This window comes from Paenibacillus sp. FSL R5-0908 (assembly GCF_038006245.1).
Lineage (GTDB): Bacteria > Bacillota > Bacilli > Paenibacillales > Paenibacillaceae > Paenibacillus_AQ > Paenibacillus_AQ odorifer.
The window spans coordinates 2169860-2188350 of sequence record NZ_JBBOUV010000001.1 but is presented as its reverse complement, the minus strand read 5'-3'; the positions used below and the strand labels follow the sequence as shown (position 1 = coordinate 2188350).

14 protein-coding genes are annotated in these 18491 nt (G+C 45.5%); 5 read left to right on the top strand and 9 right to left on the bottom strand.

Features of this window, described 5'->3' with window-relative positions:
* The first annotated feature begins 123 nt into the window (after nucleotides 1-123).
* Nucleotides 124-975, top strand: a complete 852-nt coding sequence (locus MKZ09_RS09525; RefSeq protein ID WP_076135865.1) for a DegV family protein — start codon at nucleotides 124-126, stop codon at nucleotides 973-975.
* A gap of 64 nt (nucleotides 976-1039) precedes the next feature.
* Here MKZ09_RS09525 and MKZ09_RS09520 read toward each other — a convergent pair whose 3' ends face one another.
* The 5 genes from MKZ09_RS09520 to MKZ09_RS09500 all read right to left on the bottom strand — a co-directional run bounded on the left by MKZ09_RS09520 (nucleotide 1040) and on the right by MKZ09_RS09500 (nucleotide 6261).
* Nucleotides 1040-2677 carry a PAS domain-containing protein gene (locus MKZ09_RS09520; RefSeq protein ID WP_076206307.1) on the bottom strand — a complete coding sequence of 546 codons (1638 nt, stop codon included), beginning with the start codon at nucleotides 2675-2677 and terminating at the stop codon, nucleotides 1040-1042.
* A gap of 209 nt (nucleotides 2678-2886) precedes the next feature.
* Nucleotides 2887-3588: an ABC transporter permease gene (locus MKZ09_RS09515; protein ID WP_232061220.1), complete on the bottom strand. Its 702-nt coding sequence runs from the start codon at nucleotides 3586-3588 to the stop codon at nucleotides 2887-2889.
* A complete protein-coding gene (locus MKZ09_RS09510) occupies nucleotides 3572-4492 on the bottom strand; it encodes an ABC transporter ATP-binding protein (protein WP_076206309.1) in 921 nt (306 codons plus the stop codon). Before MKZ09_RS09510 ends, MKZ09_RS09515 begins: the two co-directional genes overlap by 17 nt.
* A 117-nt stretch (nucleotides 4493-4609) precedes the next feature.
* Nucleotides 4610-5545, bottom strand: a complete 936-nt coding sequence (locus tag MKZ09_RS09505) for a sensor histidine kinase (RefSeq protein ID WP_076206312.1) — start codon at nucleotides 5543-5545, stop codon at nucleotides 4610-4612.
* Complete coding sequence (locus MKZ09_RS09500) at nucleotides 5545-6261, bottom strand: response regulator transcription factor (protein WP_036684414.1); 717 nt, start codon at nucleotides 6259-6261, stop codon at nucleotides 5545-5547. The genes MKZ09_RS09505 and MKZ09_RS09500 overlap by 1 nt, the downstream gene beginning before the upstream one ends.
* A 145-nt stretch (nucleotides 6262-6406) precedes the next feature.
* Between MKZ09_RS09500 and MKZ09_RS09495 the strand changes: the two genes are divergently transcribed.
* The 3 genes from MKZ09_RS09495 (at nucleotide 6407) to MKZ09_RS09485 (ending at nucleotide 10394) form a co-directional block, all read left to right on the top strand.
* Nucleotides 6407-7378, top strand: a complete 972-nt coding sequence (locus MKZ09_RS09495) for a phosphodiester glycosidase family protein (RefSeq protein WP_076206317.1) — start codon at nucleotides 6407-6409, stop codon at nucleotides 7376-7378.
* Nucleotides 7375-8388: a bifunctional glycosyltransferase family 2/GtrA family protein gene (locus MKZ09_RS09490; protein ID WP_076206319.1), complete on the top strand. Its 1014-nt coding sequence runs from the start codon at nucleotides 7375-7377 to the stop codon at nucleotides 8386-8388. Before MKZ09_RS09495 ends, MKZ09_RS09490 begins: the two co-directional genes overlap by 4 nt.
* Nucleotides 8389-9002: 614 nt before the next feature.
* The gene (locus MKZ09_RS09485; RefSeq protein ID WP_076206321.1) at nucleotides 9003-10394 is read left to right on the top strand and encodes a SpoVR family protein; all 1392 of its coding nucleotides are present in this window, start codon (nucleotides 9003-9005) and stop codon (nucleotides 10392-10394) included.
* A 114-nt stretch (nucleotides 10395-10508) separates the two neighbouring features.
* Here the strand turns inward: MKZ09_RS09485 and MKZ09_RS09480 are convergent, their stop codons facing one another.
* Nucleotides 10509-11435, bottom strand: a complete 927-nt coding sequence (locus MKZ09_RS09480; RefSeq protein ID WP_232061219.1) for an AraC family transcriptional regulator — start codon at nucleotides 11433-11435, stop codon at nucleotides 10509-10511.
* Between the two features lie 558 nt (nucleotides 11436-11993).
* Complete coding sequence (locus MKZ09_RS09475) at nucleotides 11994-13889, bottom strand: PrkA family serine protein kinase (protein WP_036684429.1); 1896 nt, start codon at nucleotides 13887-13889, stop codon at nucleotides 11994-11996.
* 194 nt (nucleotides 13890-14083) lie between these two features.
* Here MKZ09_RS09475 and MKZ09_RS09470 point away from each other — a divergent pair, with 194 nt between their 5' ends.
* Entirely contained in the window at nucleotides 14084-15058 is a 975-nt protein-coding gene (locus tag MKZ09_RS09470; protein ID WP_256719235.1) for a DUF2161 family putative PD-(D/E)XK-type phosphodiesterase, read from the top strand.
* A gap of 1271 nt (nucleotides 15059-16329) precedes the next feature.
* Here MKZ09_RS09470 and MKZ09_RS09465 read toward each other — a convergent pair.
* Together MKZ09_RS09465 and MKZ09_RS09460 are read right to left on the bottom strand one after the other, a co-directional pair.
* Nucleotides 16330-17547: an aminotransferase-like domain-containing protein gene (locus MKZ09_RS09465; protein ID WP_076206323.1), complete on the bottom strand. Its 1218-nt coding sequence runs from the start codon at nucleotides 17545-17547 to the stop codon at nucleotides 16330-16332.
* Nucleotides 17548-17691: 144 nt separating this feature from the next.
* The gene (locus MKZ09_RS09460; protein WP_036684433.1) at nucleotides 17692-18348 is read right to left on the bottom strand and encodes a response regulator transcription factor; all 657 of its coding nucleotides are present in this window, start codon (nucleotides 18346-18348) and stop codon (nucleotides 17692-17694) included.
* Between the last annotated feature and the right edge of the window lie 143 nt (nucleotides 18349-18491).

Here is an 18491-nt window from a genome sequence, read left to right as displayed (position 1 = left end):
GTCTTTTTTCTTGGGATTGCCTACTATTTCATTTTGAGAATTGGCATAGTCTTGGTATAATAAATAGATTATATAGTTCTATAATGATTATTGTCATCCGAATTATCGGTGAAGGAGAATTTCATGTCTACTGTAAAAATATTTTCAGACAGCACTTCCGATTTACCTCAAAAGTGGAAGGATACTTATGACATCGGCATCGTTCCTCTTTATGTAGTATTTGAAGAAGGTACCTACAAAGATGGTGAAGATATTACACCCGAGGAAGTGTATCGCCGTGTAGCCGCTAGTGGAGTATTGCCGAAAACGGCAGCACCTTCGCCAGCAGATTTCATTGCTGCATTTCAACCCGTGATTAGCAGCGGACAAGATATTGTATATATCAGTCTCTCCTCTTCACTATCCTCTACATATCAGAATGCACTTTTGGCTGCCGGGGAATTTCCTGAGGGACGCGTACAGGTTATAGATTCGCAAACCTTGTGCGGAGGCATTGCCCTCCTTGTTATGAAGGCTGTCAGAGCTGCTGAAAAAGGCCACTCTGCCGTAGATATTGCAGCTATGCTAGAGCACAGCCGCAGCCTTGTGGAAACTGAATTCGTTGTGGATACGCTAGATTACTTATATATGGGTGGACGCTGTTCAGGCATGCAGAACTTCATCGGTAGTCTGCTCAAAATCCGTCCTGTTCTTAGACTGGTAGATGGAAGCATCATACCTACCAGCAAAATCCGTGGCAAAAAAGAAAAAGCTGTGGAACAAATGCTTCAGAACGCTTTGGTTCATGTCGATCGAATGGATAATGAGTTGCTCATCGTGGTCCATACTTTGGCGGAAGAAGATGCACTCTATCTGGAGGCGGCACTACGAGAGAAAACTCAAGTTAATGAAATCGCAATTCTCCATGCGGGTTGTGTAATTGGCAGCCATTGTGGGCCGCATACTGTAGGTCTCATGTATATGCTTCAGGACTAATAACACACAAATCTCCGGCCATTGCTTCTTAAGCAAATGGACCGGAGATTTGTGTGTAACCCCCCTAGTTTGAAGTTACTTCCAGCTCTATATCTTCTGCTCTGCAAGGCAGCATAAAACGAAACGTAGAACCTTGATTCTCTTCACTTTCTACAAAGATCGTCCCACCCATCAGCTCCACAAGCTGCTTGCAAATAGCCAGTCCCAAGCCTGTGCCTCCATATTTACGGTTTATGGACGGATGCAGCTGTGAGAAAGATTGAAACAATAGATTGAGTTTGTTACCGGCAATTCCTACACCTGTATCCCGCACTGAAAATTCCAACAAAAATTCTTGTTCATCAGATAGTGGAATGTTCTTCACCGATAGGGTCACGCTCCCACGTTCAGTGAATTTCAGTGCATTGCCTACCAGATTCACGACAATCTGCCGCAAGCGGATCGGATCAGCAATGATTATGGTTGGAACGCTAGTATCCATCCACCACCGTAATGCCAGCTTCTTCTCTTCCGCTTTCGGTGCAAATAAATCAATGACGTCTGAGATCATCTCGCGGAGATCAAACTTCTCAGATTGTAGTGACATTTTACCCGCTTCCATCTTGCTGAAATCAAGAATGTCATTCAAGATCTGTAATAACGTATAACTACTGCTGCGTAAAATCTCGGCATAACCTCGCTGCTCTTCTCCAAGTTCAGTATCCAACAATAGATCAGCCATTCCGATCATTCCGTTCATCGGTGTCCGAATTTCATGGCTCATCATCATTAAGAAATCAGATTTAGCTTGCGCTGCCTGCTCTGCTGATTCTTTAGCACGAATGATTTCTCGCTCATTCGTAATATCACTGAAGGCAATAACTGCACCTGCGATCACCCCTTCATCAATAAGAGGTGCCACCCGGTAATTAACAAAAAAACTGGTGCCATCCTTACGCCAGAAGATCTCATCATCTTTCTTGCGGATGATTCCATCCTCTATCGTAAGACTAATCTGGCAATCAGGCGTCGAATAGCGCGAACCGTCACCTTGGATATGATGGATATAATCCATAAGCTTCAGACCCATCAATTCTGTAGGTTGATAGCCTAGCATATCTGCTGCCTCACGATTAATAAATAGAGCGCGCCCCGTTGTATCTAGCACAAAGATTCCCGCAGAGACGGAATTCAGAATAAGACTCGATTGTTGATCCTTCACAGCTACTATTGAGCTATCTTTGGAGCTTATCTCCACTTCGCCCGTGATAGGTAATTCAGGATCTAAGTTGTCCGCTAATTCATCTAGCCAGTCTTGTAACAATTCCGCATGTAAAAGAGCGCTTCCGTTAGCCACTTGGGTAATCGCGAATACCCCGGCGATCCCTTCTTCCGTTCTGATGGGTAAAAGTTTAACGCCTACGCAATCCGAGCCTTTTTTGGGATTCTCTAAATCTTGTAGCTCAAAGCTTGAGGAGTTCCCCTGCAGAGCAGCCTCAAAACTAGCAATATTGCCAAGATTTTTTCTCTTTGCTGATATCGGACTTGTATTTTGCAACTTCGCTTCTGCGTTCAAGCCTAGATGAAAAGTTCGGTTGGTTCCTACGCAGCGACCTTGTCTATCCAGAACGAATATCAAATCAGGATGTTGGTCATATAACGATTTATAAGCGCTCTCTTCCGAAAGCAACCGTCTCAGAATGGACGTCCAGTCTTTATCCACAGTTCACATCCCCTCAGGCTCTCTCATCCATTATCATTACCCCTAAACGAGCAATGTTCATCTAAAATTTAAAATATATTTCATATCTATTATATCAAAATTACGGAAATCAGTCGTAGATAAACGTCAAATCCCCCCTTTATAACCCCAATCACGATGCTTTTTCATCGTTACAAAAGGGTTATAAAAGGGGGTGAATTCCGAACCTATTAGGCTATATCTTTATGTTCAATGTTGCGAATAGCCATATAGGCAATACCTGCTCCTAGCAAACCAAGTGAGATCGACACCGCCGCTAAATTACCTAAGCGAGCTTGATCAAATCCCCCAGAAATTAAGGAGGTAACTAACACAGCTGAGACGATGGTGGCAGGGACCGATTTTTTCTTCATTCCAAAGTACAATGGGATTAGAGCAATACCCGCTGCGTAAAAAGCGTTTGCGCCTAACTTAATCAGCTCTGAAGTGATTACATGAAGGGTCAGTTCACCCGGAATAAGCCCTGCAAAGGAATTGAATCCTATTAGGATAGCGCCGACTACAATGTCTGCCACGATAATGGCCACAAATGTGAAGGCGAACACTATCAATATTTTCGCAGTCATCAGCTTTTTACGTGAGATAGGATACATGAAGAGAAGCGTAATGGTGTTGTTTTTATACTCATCAATCACCAGCTTGCTAATAATAACCGAAGCGAAAATAATATAAGCAGCCTTTACAAAAACGAACACGCCCTCAAACAACTCTGCATATGAAGCAAACGACGGTTCACTCTCATTTTGATCAACGAATAAAACCATAATCATAAAAGCAAGAATCGCAAGATTGACGATTGCTGCACCTGTAAGAAGCGTTTTTAGCTTATTCTTCCGAATCTCCAAAGATATTAATTTAAGCAATGCCTTCACCCCCAATCAATTGCAGAAAATGATCTTCCAGCGTATGTTGTTTTTTGCTGATACTTTCAATTTCCACATCTGCTAGCACTAACGCCTTATTCAGATCACGCTGTGAGATTCCACCGTCATATATTCTTACTGTAATATGGTCCAATACTTTGAAATTAATGAGCCCAAGCTTATGCTCCAACACATACACTGCTTTATTAATCTCATTCGTAACCACTTCGATATATTCAGTATTTTGGCCACGAATGGAATCCATCGCCACTTCTTCTACCAGAGCACCCTGCCGGATCACACCGATCGTATCAGCAATCTGCTCTATTTCACCCAGAATATGACTAGATACAAGTAACGTCATTCCATATTCACGGCTAAGCATCCGGAACACTTCACGCATCTCCTTGATTCCCACGGGATCTAGCCCATTAATCGGCTCATCCAAAATGAGCAGCTCAGGTTTCGTCATGAAGGCTCTGGCAATACCCAGACGTTGCTTCATCCCAAGTGAAAATTGCTTCACCGGCTTTTTATCGACACCTGTGAGCTTTACCAGCTCCAGCGCTTCACCAATCGCTTGCGGATCATAATAGCCCATGTACTCTCCGTGCAAAATCAGATTTTCTTTGGCTGTCAATTTATCATAAAACACTGGATATTCAATGATGCAGCCCATCCGCTTCAGCATTTCGTAAGAATGCTCAGTCATTTTTTCATTAAAAAATTCAATTTCTCCACTCGTAGGTTTAACGAGGTTTGTGACCATTTTCATCACGGTAGTTTTGCCAGCACCATTGGGTCCAAGAAACCCGTAAATTTCACCTTGCTTAATATTCAAATTCACATTGCTGACGACTTCTTTACCTTGATAGGTTTTCGTTAAATTTCTTGTCCGAAGTATTGTAGTCAATTCCGCGCTCCCCTTTGTTTTCGTCTCGTCTTCCTTAGTTCTTATTGTACACAGCAGAATTTTCTTTTTTATTACTCATTTCTTACGAAAATCTTAAGCTGCGCACAATTCTATTCCTTAGAAGCGTAATCTGCGAAAAGTAAGGGTAAACACCGTTCTCACATACGGCTGGCTAACCAGTGTAATCGTTCCATTCATTTGCTCCGTTAATCTTTTGGTGATCGTCAGACCTAGACCGCTGCCTTGATAAGCCCGGTTTCTTGAGTCTTCCAGCGTATACAGACGCTCAAATACTTTATCTTGGTGTACTTCACTGATGCCTTTTCCCCGGTCCCACACCTCTATGTATACTTTGTTCTCATCACTATAGAGCTTTAATCCTAATACGCCCCCAGCGTCGCCATAAGAAATTGCGTTTGATAACAGATTGGACAATATTCGGTCAAGAGCCTCTTCATTTCCCATGAAGTAAACAGCCTCATCCGGAATCTCAATCTCCACCTCACTGCCCTTAGCGCTGAGGATATCATAGAAAGAAAGGATGTTGCGTCTGCATACTTCACCTGCCTCAACTCGTGAAAGCGCAATTTCCCGATCTCCAGATTCCAGCTTGGACAAATCAAAAAACTTGTTCATCAGCTGGATCACTTCATTGGCTTTTTGATGAATCATCTTCATCATCCGTTCCCGTTCCCCGGCCGGCAAATGCTCATCCTGCTGAATGGTCTCAATATAACCAAGCACAACCGTTAGCGGAGTCTTAAGATCATGAGAAATATTAGACAGCATATTACGCATGGATTTCTCCAGCCTTACGCGCTCAATGCTTCCTTTATGATTGATATCCAGCAGCCGGTTCAGGTCAATCAGTACGCTCTGCAGCTCCAAGTTACCGCTGAACAGCAGCAATCTTTCATGTGAGCCTTCCTCCATAATGCTGCTTAACTTGTCATGCATATATCGCAAATCATTAGAAGCTTTACGCGAATTCTGATATTGCCACACAATAACGGCGAGTAAGAGCACAATGACAACACCTAGCACCGCAATCATTATAGCTGTTCTCCCAGCTTATACCCGATGCCCCATAACGTCTTAATGTATTCGGGATGGGAGGGATCGTCTTCTATTTTTTCACGCAATCTTCTCATATGTACATTAATGACATTCTCATCCCCGAAATAATCATCCTCCCATACGCTCGCATAAATCTGCGCTTTGGTAAATACTCGGCCCGGATGCGTCACAAACAGCTTAAGAATATGAAATTCCTTCGACGTTAGCTTTACTTCTTCCCCATTCTTCAACGCAGAGAAGTTGTCTAAATCTACAGTCAATCGGCCAATGGAGATCATTTGCTTCACCGGAGCTTGATCTTCCACTTGGATACTGGGAGATGCATAACCTGCACGACGGATCGCTGCCTTCACCCTAGCCGCTAACTCAATCATAGAAAAGGGCTTCGTAATATAATCATCTGCCCCAAAGCCTAATCCAAGCGCTTTATCTACATCACTGTCTTTGGCAGACATGATCAACACTGGAACCAGACTCCCCGCACGGATAGTCTGAAGAATGTCAGTCCCGCTACGCTTCGGCAGCATAAGGTCTAACAGTACAAGATCAAATGGACCCCCGGTCCGAAATGTTCTCTCCGCTACTTCACCGTCAAATACAGCTTCAATCTCATAACCTTCTTTTACCAAATAAGACCTGACCATTTCACTGATTGCTTCGTCGTCCTCAATCAGCAGCACACGCTGTGGCATGTCCAAACCTCCCCGTAGTCGAAAACCTCTTCGTTAAATTATACCAATTTCCCAGAGCGCTTACTATTTCAGTTTTTATTTCAGTTTCATTAAAGGTAGCTCAGGTATTATGGCCTTAACAACTTACAAATGAGGTGATGCTTCAATGTTGAACAAGAGAAGTAAACAAGCCTGGAGCTTCAAACGAAAACTGCTGATCGTCATGATCATTGTCCTCCTGCTTCTCGGCACAGTGATATATAGTCTGGCAGATCGTTACTTAATCGAACATGTCGAAGTCGTGGTTGCGGGAGATACAGCTACAACTAGCAGCTCAGGAGCTACAGCCGTTACGGCTGCCGAAGTTAACGCAACCTCTGACGACTGGAATTACTCCAGCGATGATATTCAGATCCAGATCGACCAAGTGCAGACCGGTTCCGGATCAGACCAAATCACTTATTTTGTCGCTGATGTCGTCTTCAAGGAAGCGAGCAGCCTGCGCACTGCCTTTGCCGACAACAGCTTTGGAACAAACATCACTGAGGATACCTCGGACATTGCTTCCGCGAACAATGCGATTTTTGCCATCAACGGTGATTACTATGGCTTCCGCAATGACGGAGTGATTATCCGTAACGGCACGGTGTATCGTGATGATCCTGTGCGGGATGCTATGGCGCTGTTCGATGATGGGACAATGCAAACCTATAACGAGGAAGAGATTTCTTCCTCTGAACTGCTGGCGCGAGGGGCCACCGATACCCTTTCCTTTGGTCCGATTCTGATTCAGGACGGGGAGATTGCCAGTGATTTCAGCAATGTCAAAATCGATACCAACTTCGGCAACCATTCCATCCAGAATGCGAATCCCCGCACCGCAGTGGGTATGATCGCACCAAACCATTATGTGTTTGTCGTAGTTGACGGGCGCAATGAAGGGTACAGCCGTGGGATGACCCTTACTGAGCTAGCCGATGTAATGTCCGACCTTGGCGCCACAGAAGCCTACAATCTGGACGGCGGTGGTTCATCCACTATGTACTTCATGGGACGGGTCGTAAATAATCCACAGGGCAAAAACAAGGAACGGGGCGTCAGCGACATTCTTTATATCAAGGAGGGTGCAACATCATGACTATACTGATCCCAGCCTATGAGCCAGATGAACGACTGCTCGATTTGATTTTACAGCTGCATAATTTCCAGCTTGAACCTATTGTTCTTGTGGATGACGGCAGCGGCCCGCACTACCATGGAATCTTCGATATGGCCGAAGCATTCGGCTGCACTGTCCTAACCCATGAAGTCAACCTCGGAAAAGGACGTGCTCTGAAGACAGGGTTCCAGTATATTCAGGAGGCTGGTCTGCCGGATTATGTAGTCTGCGCCGATAGCGACGGCCAACATCTGCCTTATGATATTAACCGGATCGTTGAATCTCTGCAGAACCAGACTACCCCGGGAATCGTACTCGGCAGCCGCCGGTTCACCGGAACGATTCCTCTGCGCAGCCGCTTCGGCAACTCGGTAACCCGGACGGTCTTTTCCTTAACTACAGGCACTAAGATTTATGATACACAGACTGGCCTGCGCGGCTACCCTCTACCAATGCTTGATTGGCTATGCCAGATTCCCGGTGAACGGTTTGAATATGAAATGAACATGCTGCTGACCGCCCATAAAGAGGGCTACACCATTACGGAAGAGTACATCGATACTGTCTATCTGGACGATAATAAATCATCCCATTTCCGGCCTCTGATGGACTCCTTCCGGATATACCTGCCGATACTGATGTTCAGCACATCTTCGCTACTGTCAGCTCTGCTTGACTTCACACTCCTATTCCTGTTCCAAAGTCTCAGCCATAACCTATTCCTGTCCGTCGCGGCCGCGAGATTGTGCAGCTCTGTCTTCAACTATTCTATGAACCGAAAATATGTCTTCACGGGCGGCAAACGCTCCAAGATTCAGAAGTCGCTTCCCAAATATTTTGCGCTGGTGATCCTCGTGCTGCTATTCAACTATGGACTACTCTATTTCTATAATGAAAAGCTGATTATACCGCTTGTCGCCGCCAAGCTACTGACCGAGGCTTCAATCTTCCTATTTAGCTATTGGGCGCAACGGAGGTTTGTGTATTGAGGGTTTCGGAACTCTGAGGAAGGTTACGTTCTCTGAACGGCTTATGCTCGTGTGGTGAGCAATCGGGAATTTGTGAAGCACTAATTGGACACTTGTGGAGTACTTTTCGAACACTTATGGAGTACTAATCGGATACTTGTGGAGTACTATGGGTACCTATGGAACTGCTCCTCGAACTCATATGGAGCTTCTATCGGGCACCTATCGGACACAGATGACACTAATCGCAGTATTATTCCACTTTTGGTATGCTAACGGACCCCATTGCCGCTATTGGTAAGAAAGACACCACATATGAGCCTCTTTTTGTGGGATAGCGTCTGTGGGGTCCGAAACCCTGTTCAAAAGGCTGGAAATTTGCAAATAACGTCAGCTGAGTCCGAATTCACCGAGAAGGGTGCCGATGATAGAATTCGCATACAAAAAAAGCTAGTGCTTCCTTCCAATAATGTATACAAAATCACATTATCTTCACTCAGAAATACAGAACGTCATACACTCATCTTCTCTCCCATATACTTAAATGGAACAGTCCCGGACGTTGTCGCGGAACCTTTGCAGCCTTGTCAGAATAGGTTGCAGCATAAGCCCAAGCTGGAGGGAGAGAAAGATTCATGCCAAGCGAAGAAATTAATGCGCTAGAGCGGGCCATTGCCGAGATTACGGAAATAGCCACTGGCTTCGGTTTAGATTTTTATCCCATGCGTTATGAAATATGCCCCGCAGATATTATTTATACATTCGGCGCTTATGGAATGCCTACACGATTTGGACACTGGAGTTTTGGAAAAACCTTTCATAAAATGAAATCCCAATACGACTTCGGACTGAGCAAAATATACGAGCTCGTTATTAACTCCAACCCTTGTTATGCCTTCCTGCTGGATGGAAATTCACTGATTCAGAATAAGCTGATTGTTGCCCACGTGCTAGCGCACTGTGATTTTTTCAAAAATAATATGCGTTTCTCCATGTCCAACCGAGATATGGTCGAGAGTATGTCAGCTACAGCAGATCGGATTGCCGGTTATTCTGTAACCTACGGTACTGATGCTGTGGAGAGCTTCATCGATTCAGTGCTGGCTATCCAAGAGCATATAGACCCCAGTCTGATCCAGCCACGCAAGCTGGGCAAAACTCACCTACTGGAAGCTAAGATGAAGGAGCTCAAAGATGCCCCTCCAGGCGGCTCGAAATCATCCAATCCTTATGACGAATTATGGAATTTAGATAAAAGCAATACTGGGCCACAGGAAGCACCCTCTGGAAACCGTGCTTTCCCCCCTGAGCCAGAAAAAGATATGGTCTGGTTTATCCAGCAATATTCTACTGTTTTGGAGGATTGGCAACGCGATATCATGACGATGCTCCATGACGAAATGCTCTACTTCTGGCCGCAGATGGAGACGAAGATCATGAACGAAGGCTGGGCTTCCTACTGGCATCAGCGCATCGTTCGCGAACTAGATCTGACCGAAGAGGAAACTGTGGAATACGCAAAATTGAATTCATCCGTCGTGCAGCCCTCACGGCAAAGCCTGAATCCTTACTATCTGGGGCTGAAAATCTTTGAGGACATCGAACGCCGCTGGGACCGCGAGAAAATATTTGAAGTACGTGAACTGGAATCCGATACCTCCTTTATCCGCAGCTATCTGTCGAAGGAATTGGTGAACGACCTCGATCTTTATGTTTTTGAGAAAAAAGGTCCCGAATGGAAAATCACCGATAAAGCATGGGAAAATGTACGCGATCAACTGGTGCTCGCCCGGGTCAATGGCGGGTCTCCTTACTTGGTCATTGAGGACGCAGACTTCGAGAAGAATGGTGAATTATTTATAACTCATCGCTATGAAAGCATCGAGCTGGATCTGAAGTACCTGGAGCGCACGCTCCCTCACATCTACTCTTTATGGGGGCGGACGGTTCATCTACAGACGGTTGTGGAAGACAAAAAGGCGCGGTTTTCATACGATGGCAAAAAGGTGCAGCGGAAGTTTATTTAAACTAAAAAAAGCGGCAGACCTAAACGGGTATTAACACCCTGGTCTGCCGCTTTTTGCTTTGGCTAAAATGAGGATTCAGATTCTTAAGCCTATGCCTCAAATGTTGCGTTCAGACTATTCAGTCAACTTTTTCACAGGAACGTAAATCTCCATCACTGTATCTGGCCGCGAATGGCAGCGTTCATCGTAAAACTCAAAATCCAGCTTAGTCTCGTCATAAACGTAACCACTGTCCTTAAACCACTCTTCGAAGATGTACTTCCAGCTGCTTTTTATGACTTGGGCAAACTCTATTTGTTCTGTATCCGTTGAAGTATCCACTGGAGGTGTTGTAAACACGGCATATTCGGCTTCTGGCACATCCATCGTCAACATATCAGCTTCTACCTTGGAGTAGTCCTCAACAATAACACCCAGAAGATAGGTGGCATTGCCGTTATCTGAAGACGGAATACATAAACCAACTTCTCCGTGTTTAGGCGGGTTTAGTATTTTATACATTTTGGACTCCAGGTTTTCACCCTCATAATGGCTCCAAAAAGAAGCAATATCCTTAGTGTACATACTACCCGCAACATTAGTTTGGATACCATAACCAGCCACCCTAAAAGCTGGCTTACGAACAAAAACAGGATTCATAATATAACCTCCGATATCAAATATTGAATTTCCTTTACTAAACCCATCCATCCGCGCTGCATATTGTGTCGGACTATAACCAAAGGTTTTGCGAAAAGCTTTAGTAAAGCCACTTTGTGTTTCAAAACCATAGTCCAGCGCAATATCAATGATCTTTTTTCCAGCAAATAATTCAATTGAGGCTAAGGATAATTTTCGGCTCCGCACATACTCCATCACAGACATTTCTTTGCACAAGCTGAACACTCGGCAAAAATGATACACCGAATATCCGACCTCCGTCGCTATTTCTTCCACCGTTATATTTTCTTTGATATGAGCTTCTATATATTCAACACATTTTTCTATATCTTTACTGTAATTCAAGTGCAGCACCAGCCTTTCCCCGTACGGTGATTTCATTATATCAACTGCGCATGAGATGGACTGTTCCTGTTTTGCTGAGCTGCATTATTGCCTGTATAAAAAAACAGAGCCATTGATCCTCCATTTACAAAAAGGATCACAACTCTGCGTATTCTTAGTCACCATCATTTTGGTTAAGCCTCGAAGTAGACAACGCTGGATTCACGTAACCTACTTACACTTCCGTTCAGTTGCTCCCTACGACTGACTAAAGACCCAGATGACGTTATTTGCAAAAATATCACCTTTTGAGCGGAGTTTCGGACTCCAATGCAGCTATTACTCAAAAAACGGCTCATATTTAGGGTTTTTCCTGCTAATAGCGACCATGGGGTCCGATAGCCTGCTAAATATGCTCAAAATCTACGTTTAGGGTCACCTGTGTCCTTTAGCGACTTCCTATGCACAACAGCCAAATTAGTCAGACGGGTGGCGGCGTTTAGATCAACATTAGGAGGGGAAAAGGAGGAAGATACAACATGGAAGGGCAAAAAAAAGAGTGCTCCACAGCCATTTTCATGGCTTTTGGAACACCCCGCATAAATGAATTCTTTTTTAACGGTTAAGCAGACTTCCCACGTATTTCAGCAGCTCATTGGCGCAGATTGGGCAGTAGTGATGTCCATCAATAAGTCTGGCGCATACCTCATTGATTCGTTTGAGCTGACTTTCATCAGGTGTTTTGGACGAGGTGGTGATTTTGACAATATCTTTGAGGTCTGTGAACAGCTTTTTCTCAATCGCTTCCCGCAGGCGGTCGTGGTTGTTGTACTCGAATTTCTTCCCTTTGCGTGAATACGCGGAAATACGGATCAGGATCTCTTCACGGAATGCTTTTTTTGCATTCTCAGAGATTCCAATTTGCTCTTCAATCGAACGCATTAACCGCTCATCCGGCTCCATTTCCTCATCCGTCAGCGGATCACGAATTTTCGACCAATTGCAGAAGGCTTCGATATTATCTAGATAATTCTCAAAAAGTGTCTTCGCAGATTCCTCAAAGGAGTAGACAAATGCCTTTTGTACTTCGCTTTTCGCTAAAATATCATATTCCTTGCGGGCAATGGAGATGAAGTTCAAATAACGCTCCCGCTCCTCTTTTGTAATTGATGGATGCTGATCCAGGCCATCCTTTATCGCCCGCAGGACATCCAGTGCGTTCATGCACTGCAGATCTCCTTTGATCAGAGCGCTGGAAATGCGGTTGATAACATAACGTGGATCAATCCCGGACATGCCCTCATCTAAATACTCCGTTTGCATCTCCTTAAGATCAGCCTCTTTATAGCCTTCGACCTCTTCTCCATCGTACATCCGCAGCTTTTTAATCAGATCCATACCTTGTTTTTTGCTTTCTTTAAGACGAGTTAGGATGGAAAAAATAGCAGCGGCACGCAGCGCATGTGGTGCAATATGCACATGACTCATATCACTCTGGGCGATCAGCTTCGCGTAGATTTTTTCCTCTTCCGAAACTCTGAGGTTATACGGAACAGGCATAACAATCATACGGGATTGGAGCGCTTCATTCTTTTTATTAGAAATAAACGACTTATACTCGGTTTCATTTGTATGAGCAATTATCATTTCGTCCGCACTTATCAACGCGAAGCGGCCAGCCTTGAAATTGCCTTCTTGCGTCAGTGACAGCAGGTTCCATAAAAACTTTTCGTCGCATTTGAGCATTTCCTGAAATTCCATCAGCCCACGGTTAGCCTTGTTCAACTCACCATCAAAACGGTAGGCACGCGGATCAGATTCCGAACCAAATTCAGTAATGGTCGAAAAATCAATACTTCCTGTCAAATCAGCGATATCCTGAGACTTCGGATCAGAGGGACTAAAGGTACCAATCCCTACCCGCTCTTCTTCTGACAGAATAACACGCGTCACCTTAACCTGCTCAATGTCGCCAGCATAATCATTTCTTAGACGCATCTGGCAGGATGGGCACAAGTTGCCCTCAATACGTACACCAAGTTCCTTCTCAATCTCCGGACGGAGCTCCAACGGGATCAAATGCAGCGGGTCCTCATGCATCGGGCAGCCTTCTATTGCGTATACCGCACCCGCATCTGTCCGCGAGTACTGTTCCAAACCACGTTTAAGCAGCGTGACCAGGGTCGATTTCCCCCCACTGACAGGTCCCATCAATAACAAAATCCGTTTGCGTACATCAAGCCGACGTGCTGCAGAGTGAAAATATTCCTCGACCAACTTTTCGACTGCACGATCAAGTCCAAAAATCTCCTGTTCAAAAAACTTATACCGTTTGCGTCCGTTTATGTCCTCTACGCCGTGCGACTTAATCATGTCATAAACGCGGGAGTGAGCGGTTTTTGCGGGAGAGGGGTCTTTTCTCAACAGTTCTATATACTGCTTGAAGGTGCCGCTCCACGCCAACCGGTCGTTCTCAGCCCGATACGAAGCTATACGCTCAAAAATGTCCATTGCTCGCTGCCTCCTCTTGCGCTCCTACTTGCTCTTCTACTTGCTCTCCTATAGCGTTAAAAAGTGTATTACATACCTATGCGGCAAGCGCGGAATAGTTGACCTCTTTTTTACTGTGCTATAATAGAGAATCAGAAAATGGCTGTAAAACCTTATTAGGAAACCCGAAAATAAAGGCCTACGGGAGTGACAAGATGGCGGTACGACATGAAACGGAGCTATATGCTCCTTTGAAGATTTTTTTTGAAAAGCAGGGTTACAGCATCAAAGGTGAGGTTCGGACCTGCGATTTGGTGGGGATTCGGGAGGACGTTGAGCATCCTCTGATCGTGGAGATGAAAAAATCATTCAATCTCGCCTTGCTGCTGCAAGGGGTAGAACGGTTGAAGCTCAGTCCCACCGTCTATCTCGCAGTGGAACGTGTCCGTGATAAAAAAGGAGCGGTGAACCAGCGCTGGGGCGAACTTAGCGGATTATGCCGCCGGCTCGGTCTTGGGCTGATCACTGTTATCTTTTATAAGACCAAAGCACCGCTGGTCGAGGTGCTCGTAGAGCCAGACGAGAAGCCGCCTGCGCAGCGCAGCAATAAGCGGCGGCGCGAGCGCCTGCTCTATGAGTTCCGCGAGCGCAGCGGAGACTATAACACCGGCGGCAGCACGCGCGTCAAGCTCGTGACGGCCTACCGCGAGAAAGCGCTGCGTGTCGCGCTTTCTCTGCAAGCAGCGGAGGCGGACGCCGCCGTCGCTGCAGAGAAGGCAGCTGCGAAGGCTTCGCTCGCAGCTGCCAAACGTTCAGCGGCGGGCACCGCTGAACAGGTTCCGGCGCTGAGCTCAGCGCCGGAGAGCCGTGCTGCCGGGGACGCGGCAGCACGGGAGGCAGCGGCGGCAGGCACGCGAAGCGGTGCCCCTAGCGCTGCCTCAAGCACGCTTCCAGCGGCCGTATTGGCCGCAGGAAGCGCTCCCCGCTCGGCCGGCATCACTCCGGCCGAGCTGCGGAAGCGTAGCGGCGTACCCACCGCCGCCGCTATGCTTCAGAACAACTACTACGGCTGGTTTCACCGGGTAAGCCGTGGGCGTTACACCCTGACCCCAGCTGGTCATGCGGCGCTGGTGGAATATGCCGCGATAACAAGCGGCGTACCCAATACCAGCAATCATCCCATTAATTAGCTAACCTAGCCTGGACAGTCCTTCTATCGATTATTTCTTTTTAGTCGGGTCTTACTCTTTTAGCTCGGTTCTAATCATTTACTCAAACTTTAAACTTATTATTCTGATGCACACATAACATGTGTACATAACGCCAAAAAGCATCCCAACTACGGGATGCTTTTTCGTATGTCTAATCTTATTTAAATCCTATCTCTGTGCATTCCATGTTCTTAACTTACACTTAACATATTAGTATCTGGAGCGTACCACGCTCTATCTACACTCATATCACATTTAGATTACGTTTTAATACACCCTAGTATCTCATACGTGTCATGTCTTATTTCACTCATATCTCATGAGTATCTCATACGTACCACATTTAGATTGCATTCTTAACACATTAGTATCTTGCTCATCACATTCAGATTGCATTCTTAACACACTAGAATCTCGTTCGTACCACGCTCTATCTCATACATACCACATTCGTATTACATTCTTACCACGAGTTTAACTCGCTCTTCCCACGTTCGTAAATCATTCTCATCACATTAGTAACTCATACGTACCACGTTTGCATCTCACTCTTATCACGTTCATATCTCATGCGTACCTCATCCTACTCTACATGACTGTACTTAACTAACTTATTTACAATCTTCGAACACGAGCGCTATATACTAATTACCATTTTCTCTACTCTTGTTTTAACATGCTACTCTTGCTGAATTATTCACATTAGAACCCCTATGCTACATTCAACATCCACTAATACTAAATCATTCAAAGCAAAATAAGCTTTAAAAACACCCTTCCGAAAAGGGCACACTAAGTTATTAGGGAAATCCTCCCCAATATTCTTCGATTCACACGCTAAAAACCATATTTTAGGTAATTTTTCCCTGATTTTCGCCAGATTTACCCCTAAAATGGGGTATCCCTTGATTTTTTAGGGAGAAATTCCCTAAACAGTCCATTTTAGAGTTCAAATCGACCAGTTTTAGGGAGGATTTCCCTAAATAATCTCACAGCACGCACTTCGTCTTGCCCAACGTGTCATTCTATCCTTGTTGTAGCTCTAAGAGTGTCTTGTATTATGTTTGTTCATCCGTCAGCTCATCTGTCAGTCCACGTATCTGTCTATTCATCCACCTATGCATCTTTCCACAGTCCGTCTATTCATCTCTACGATAAATCCTCAATCGTCCTGACCCTTTATTCATTTCACTCGTACTTCATCATTTCCATCATTTTCATCATTTCATCCACAACTTTCATACCACTACCTAACTCCGGGCTGTGAACTCCTTAACCGCTTCGCTCATAAGGTTCATGCCAAGCAGCAGCTCATCCCGGCCGGGATGGCTAAAGTTAAGGCGAAGGTGATTGCTGACTCCATCTACACTACATAACGGACCTGGCAAAAAAGCCACTCCCTTACCTAGCGCACATTTGAGCAATGCCATAACATCCATTCCCTCTGGTGGTGCGACCCACAGGAACATGCCTCCTGATGGAAGATCATAGGAGCTGCCCTTCCAAGCAGGCCGCTTGAGCAATTCCACCATAAGCTTCAGACGGGTGTTATACTCTCGATTCAGCTGCGCGATATGCTCACGCAGATCAAACGCAGACACATCCAATAAATGATGCAGCAGCCGCTGATTTAATGCGCTCGACTGCCAATCGGCCATCTGCTTAGCCGCAGACATCATTCTGATCAAGACTCGGCTGCCTGCCGCCCAGCCCGTCCGCAGCGCGGGCGCAACGGTCTTGCTGAACGAACCGATATAAAGCACGTGTCCGCCATCGCTGATATTTTCCAGTGCATACAAAGACGGATATCTTTTAGCCTTTTGTTCACCCTGCTTCTGGAAGTGCAAATCCCCATAAGAATCATCTTCCACAATCAAGATGTTATATGCGATACATAAATCCAATACTGCGCGGCGTCTCTCCAAACTCCATAAAATGCCGCTTGGATTAGTAAAGCTAGGGGTTGCGAACAGCATTTTCGGCTTATGCAGCTCGATCTGGCTCCGCAAATGCTCCGGATCAAGCCCGTCCAAATCACCCTGTACAGGAATAATAACGGCCCCCTGCATCCGAAGAGTCTGCAAAAATCCTGGAGAGGTCGGATTTTCTACTAATACACGATCTCCTGGATCAATATACACCCGCGACAACAAATCAATGGCTTGCTGGCTACCCGTTGTTAGCAGAACTCCACCCTCATCAACATTTACCCCTTTTTCTTTAAGCCAATCCCCAGCAAGCCACTCCCGAAGCGGTCCGTACCCTGCAGGATCACCATATTGCAGTGCTCCCGCATCTGCTGAAATCACCGTAGATGCTGCTTCAGCAAGCAGTGACAATGGGAATAGTTCTTCCGCTGGTAATTCTTCAGCTAGCGATATCATGGAGCTTCTCCGTGTTTGGGTGCGGATACTAAGAAGCGATGACGACAACAATGTGTGTGCGCGAGCAGAAAATTCGTAAATCATGCGAAATCCCCCTTCCCTGTTACCAAGTAGAAACGGCTTCGTCATCCTCATCCAAGGATGGGATGGTTACCCATTCAACATGATATTCTTACTTCTACTCCAAGAATATTCCACCCCATACGTCATTATGTCGTAAAGCGTGGGTTAGGCGTAGATTTGCCTGTTTTGTCTTGAGAAGAGCGCGAATTTCTCAATCGCTTGTGCCCGGGTCGAAACATCGAGCTTTACATAGATTTTGCGCAAATAATTATCAATGGACCGACGGCTTACCGCAATTTCAAGCGCAATTTTATCGTAGGTAATCCCTTGAACGATTCGCTCCATGATAAACATCTCTGTCTCCGTCAGTTGCAGAACATCATCTAATCCTTTAAATGTCGAAATCGGCCAAGCTCCTTTTTCAATCCATTCCAACGGCATTGAAAGAAAACCCTCCCGTAAACCCAGGATCAGCTGTAAAAGCTGACGGGGAGAAGCTCCCTTTGAGAATATCCCGCTGGCTCCTAGTTCTACGAGGGGCTGAAGCAGTTCTCGCCCGTCTTCATCTGTCATCACGACAAAATGTGAGTTTGGTGAGCTTTTTTTCATATTTAACAGCACACTCTCAATATTCCCCTCAGGCATATGATAATCTACTAGCACTAGCTCGGGATTTTTTTCCCTTACGATGGTAGCGCCTTCGTCCCAAGTGGAATACATTCCCAGAACCTTAAGCCCCTCTTCCTCTTCCAAAATCAATTTTGTCCCCAGCATACTTGTAGGATGACACCCCACAATGACCACCTGCCAAACCTTCATCATTAATGCCCTGACCCCCTGCTCTATATATAATCATCTAGAAAGGAAAGCGCCGCAGCGTTTCCGGTTAAAACGCAAGCAAGGCTGTATGATGACTTGTCTGTATAATCTCTAGCTGGTTACCTTGTGTACGTCTATCAGAATTC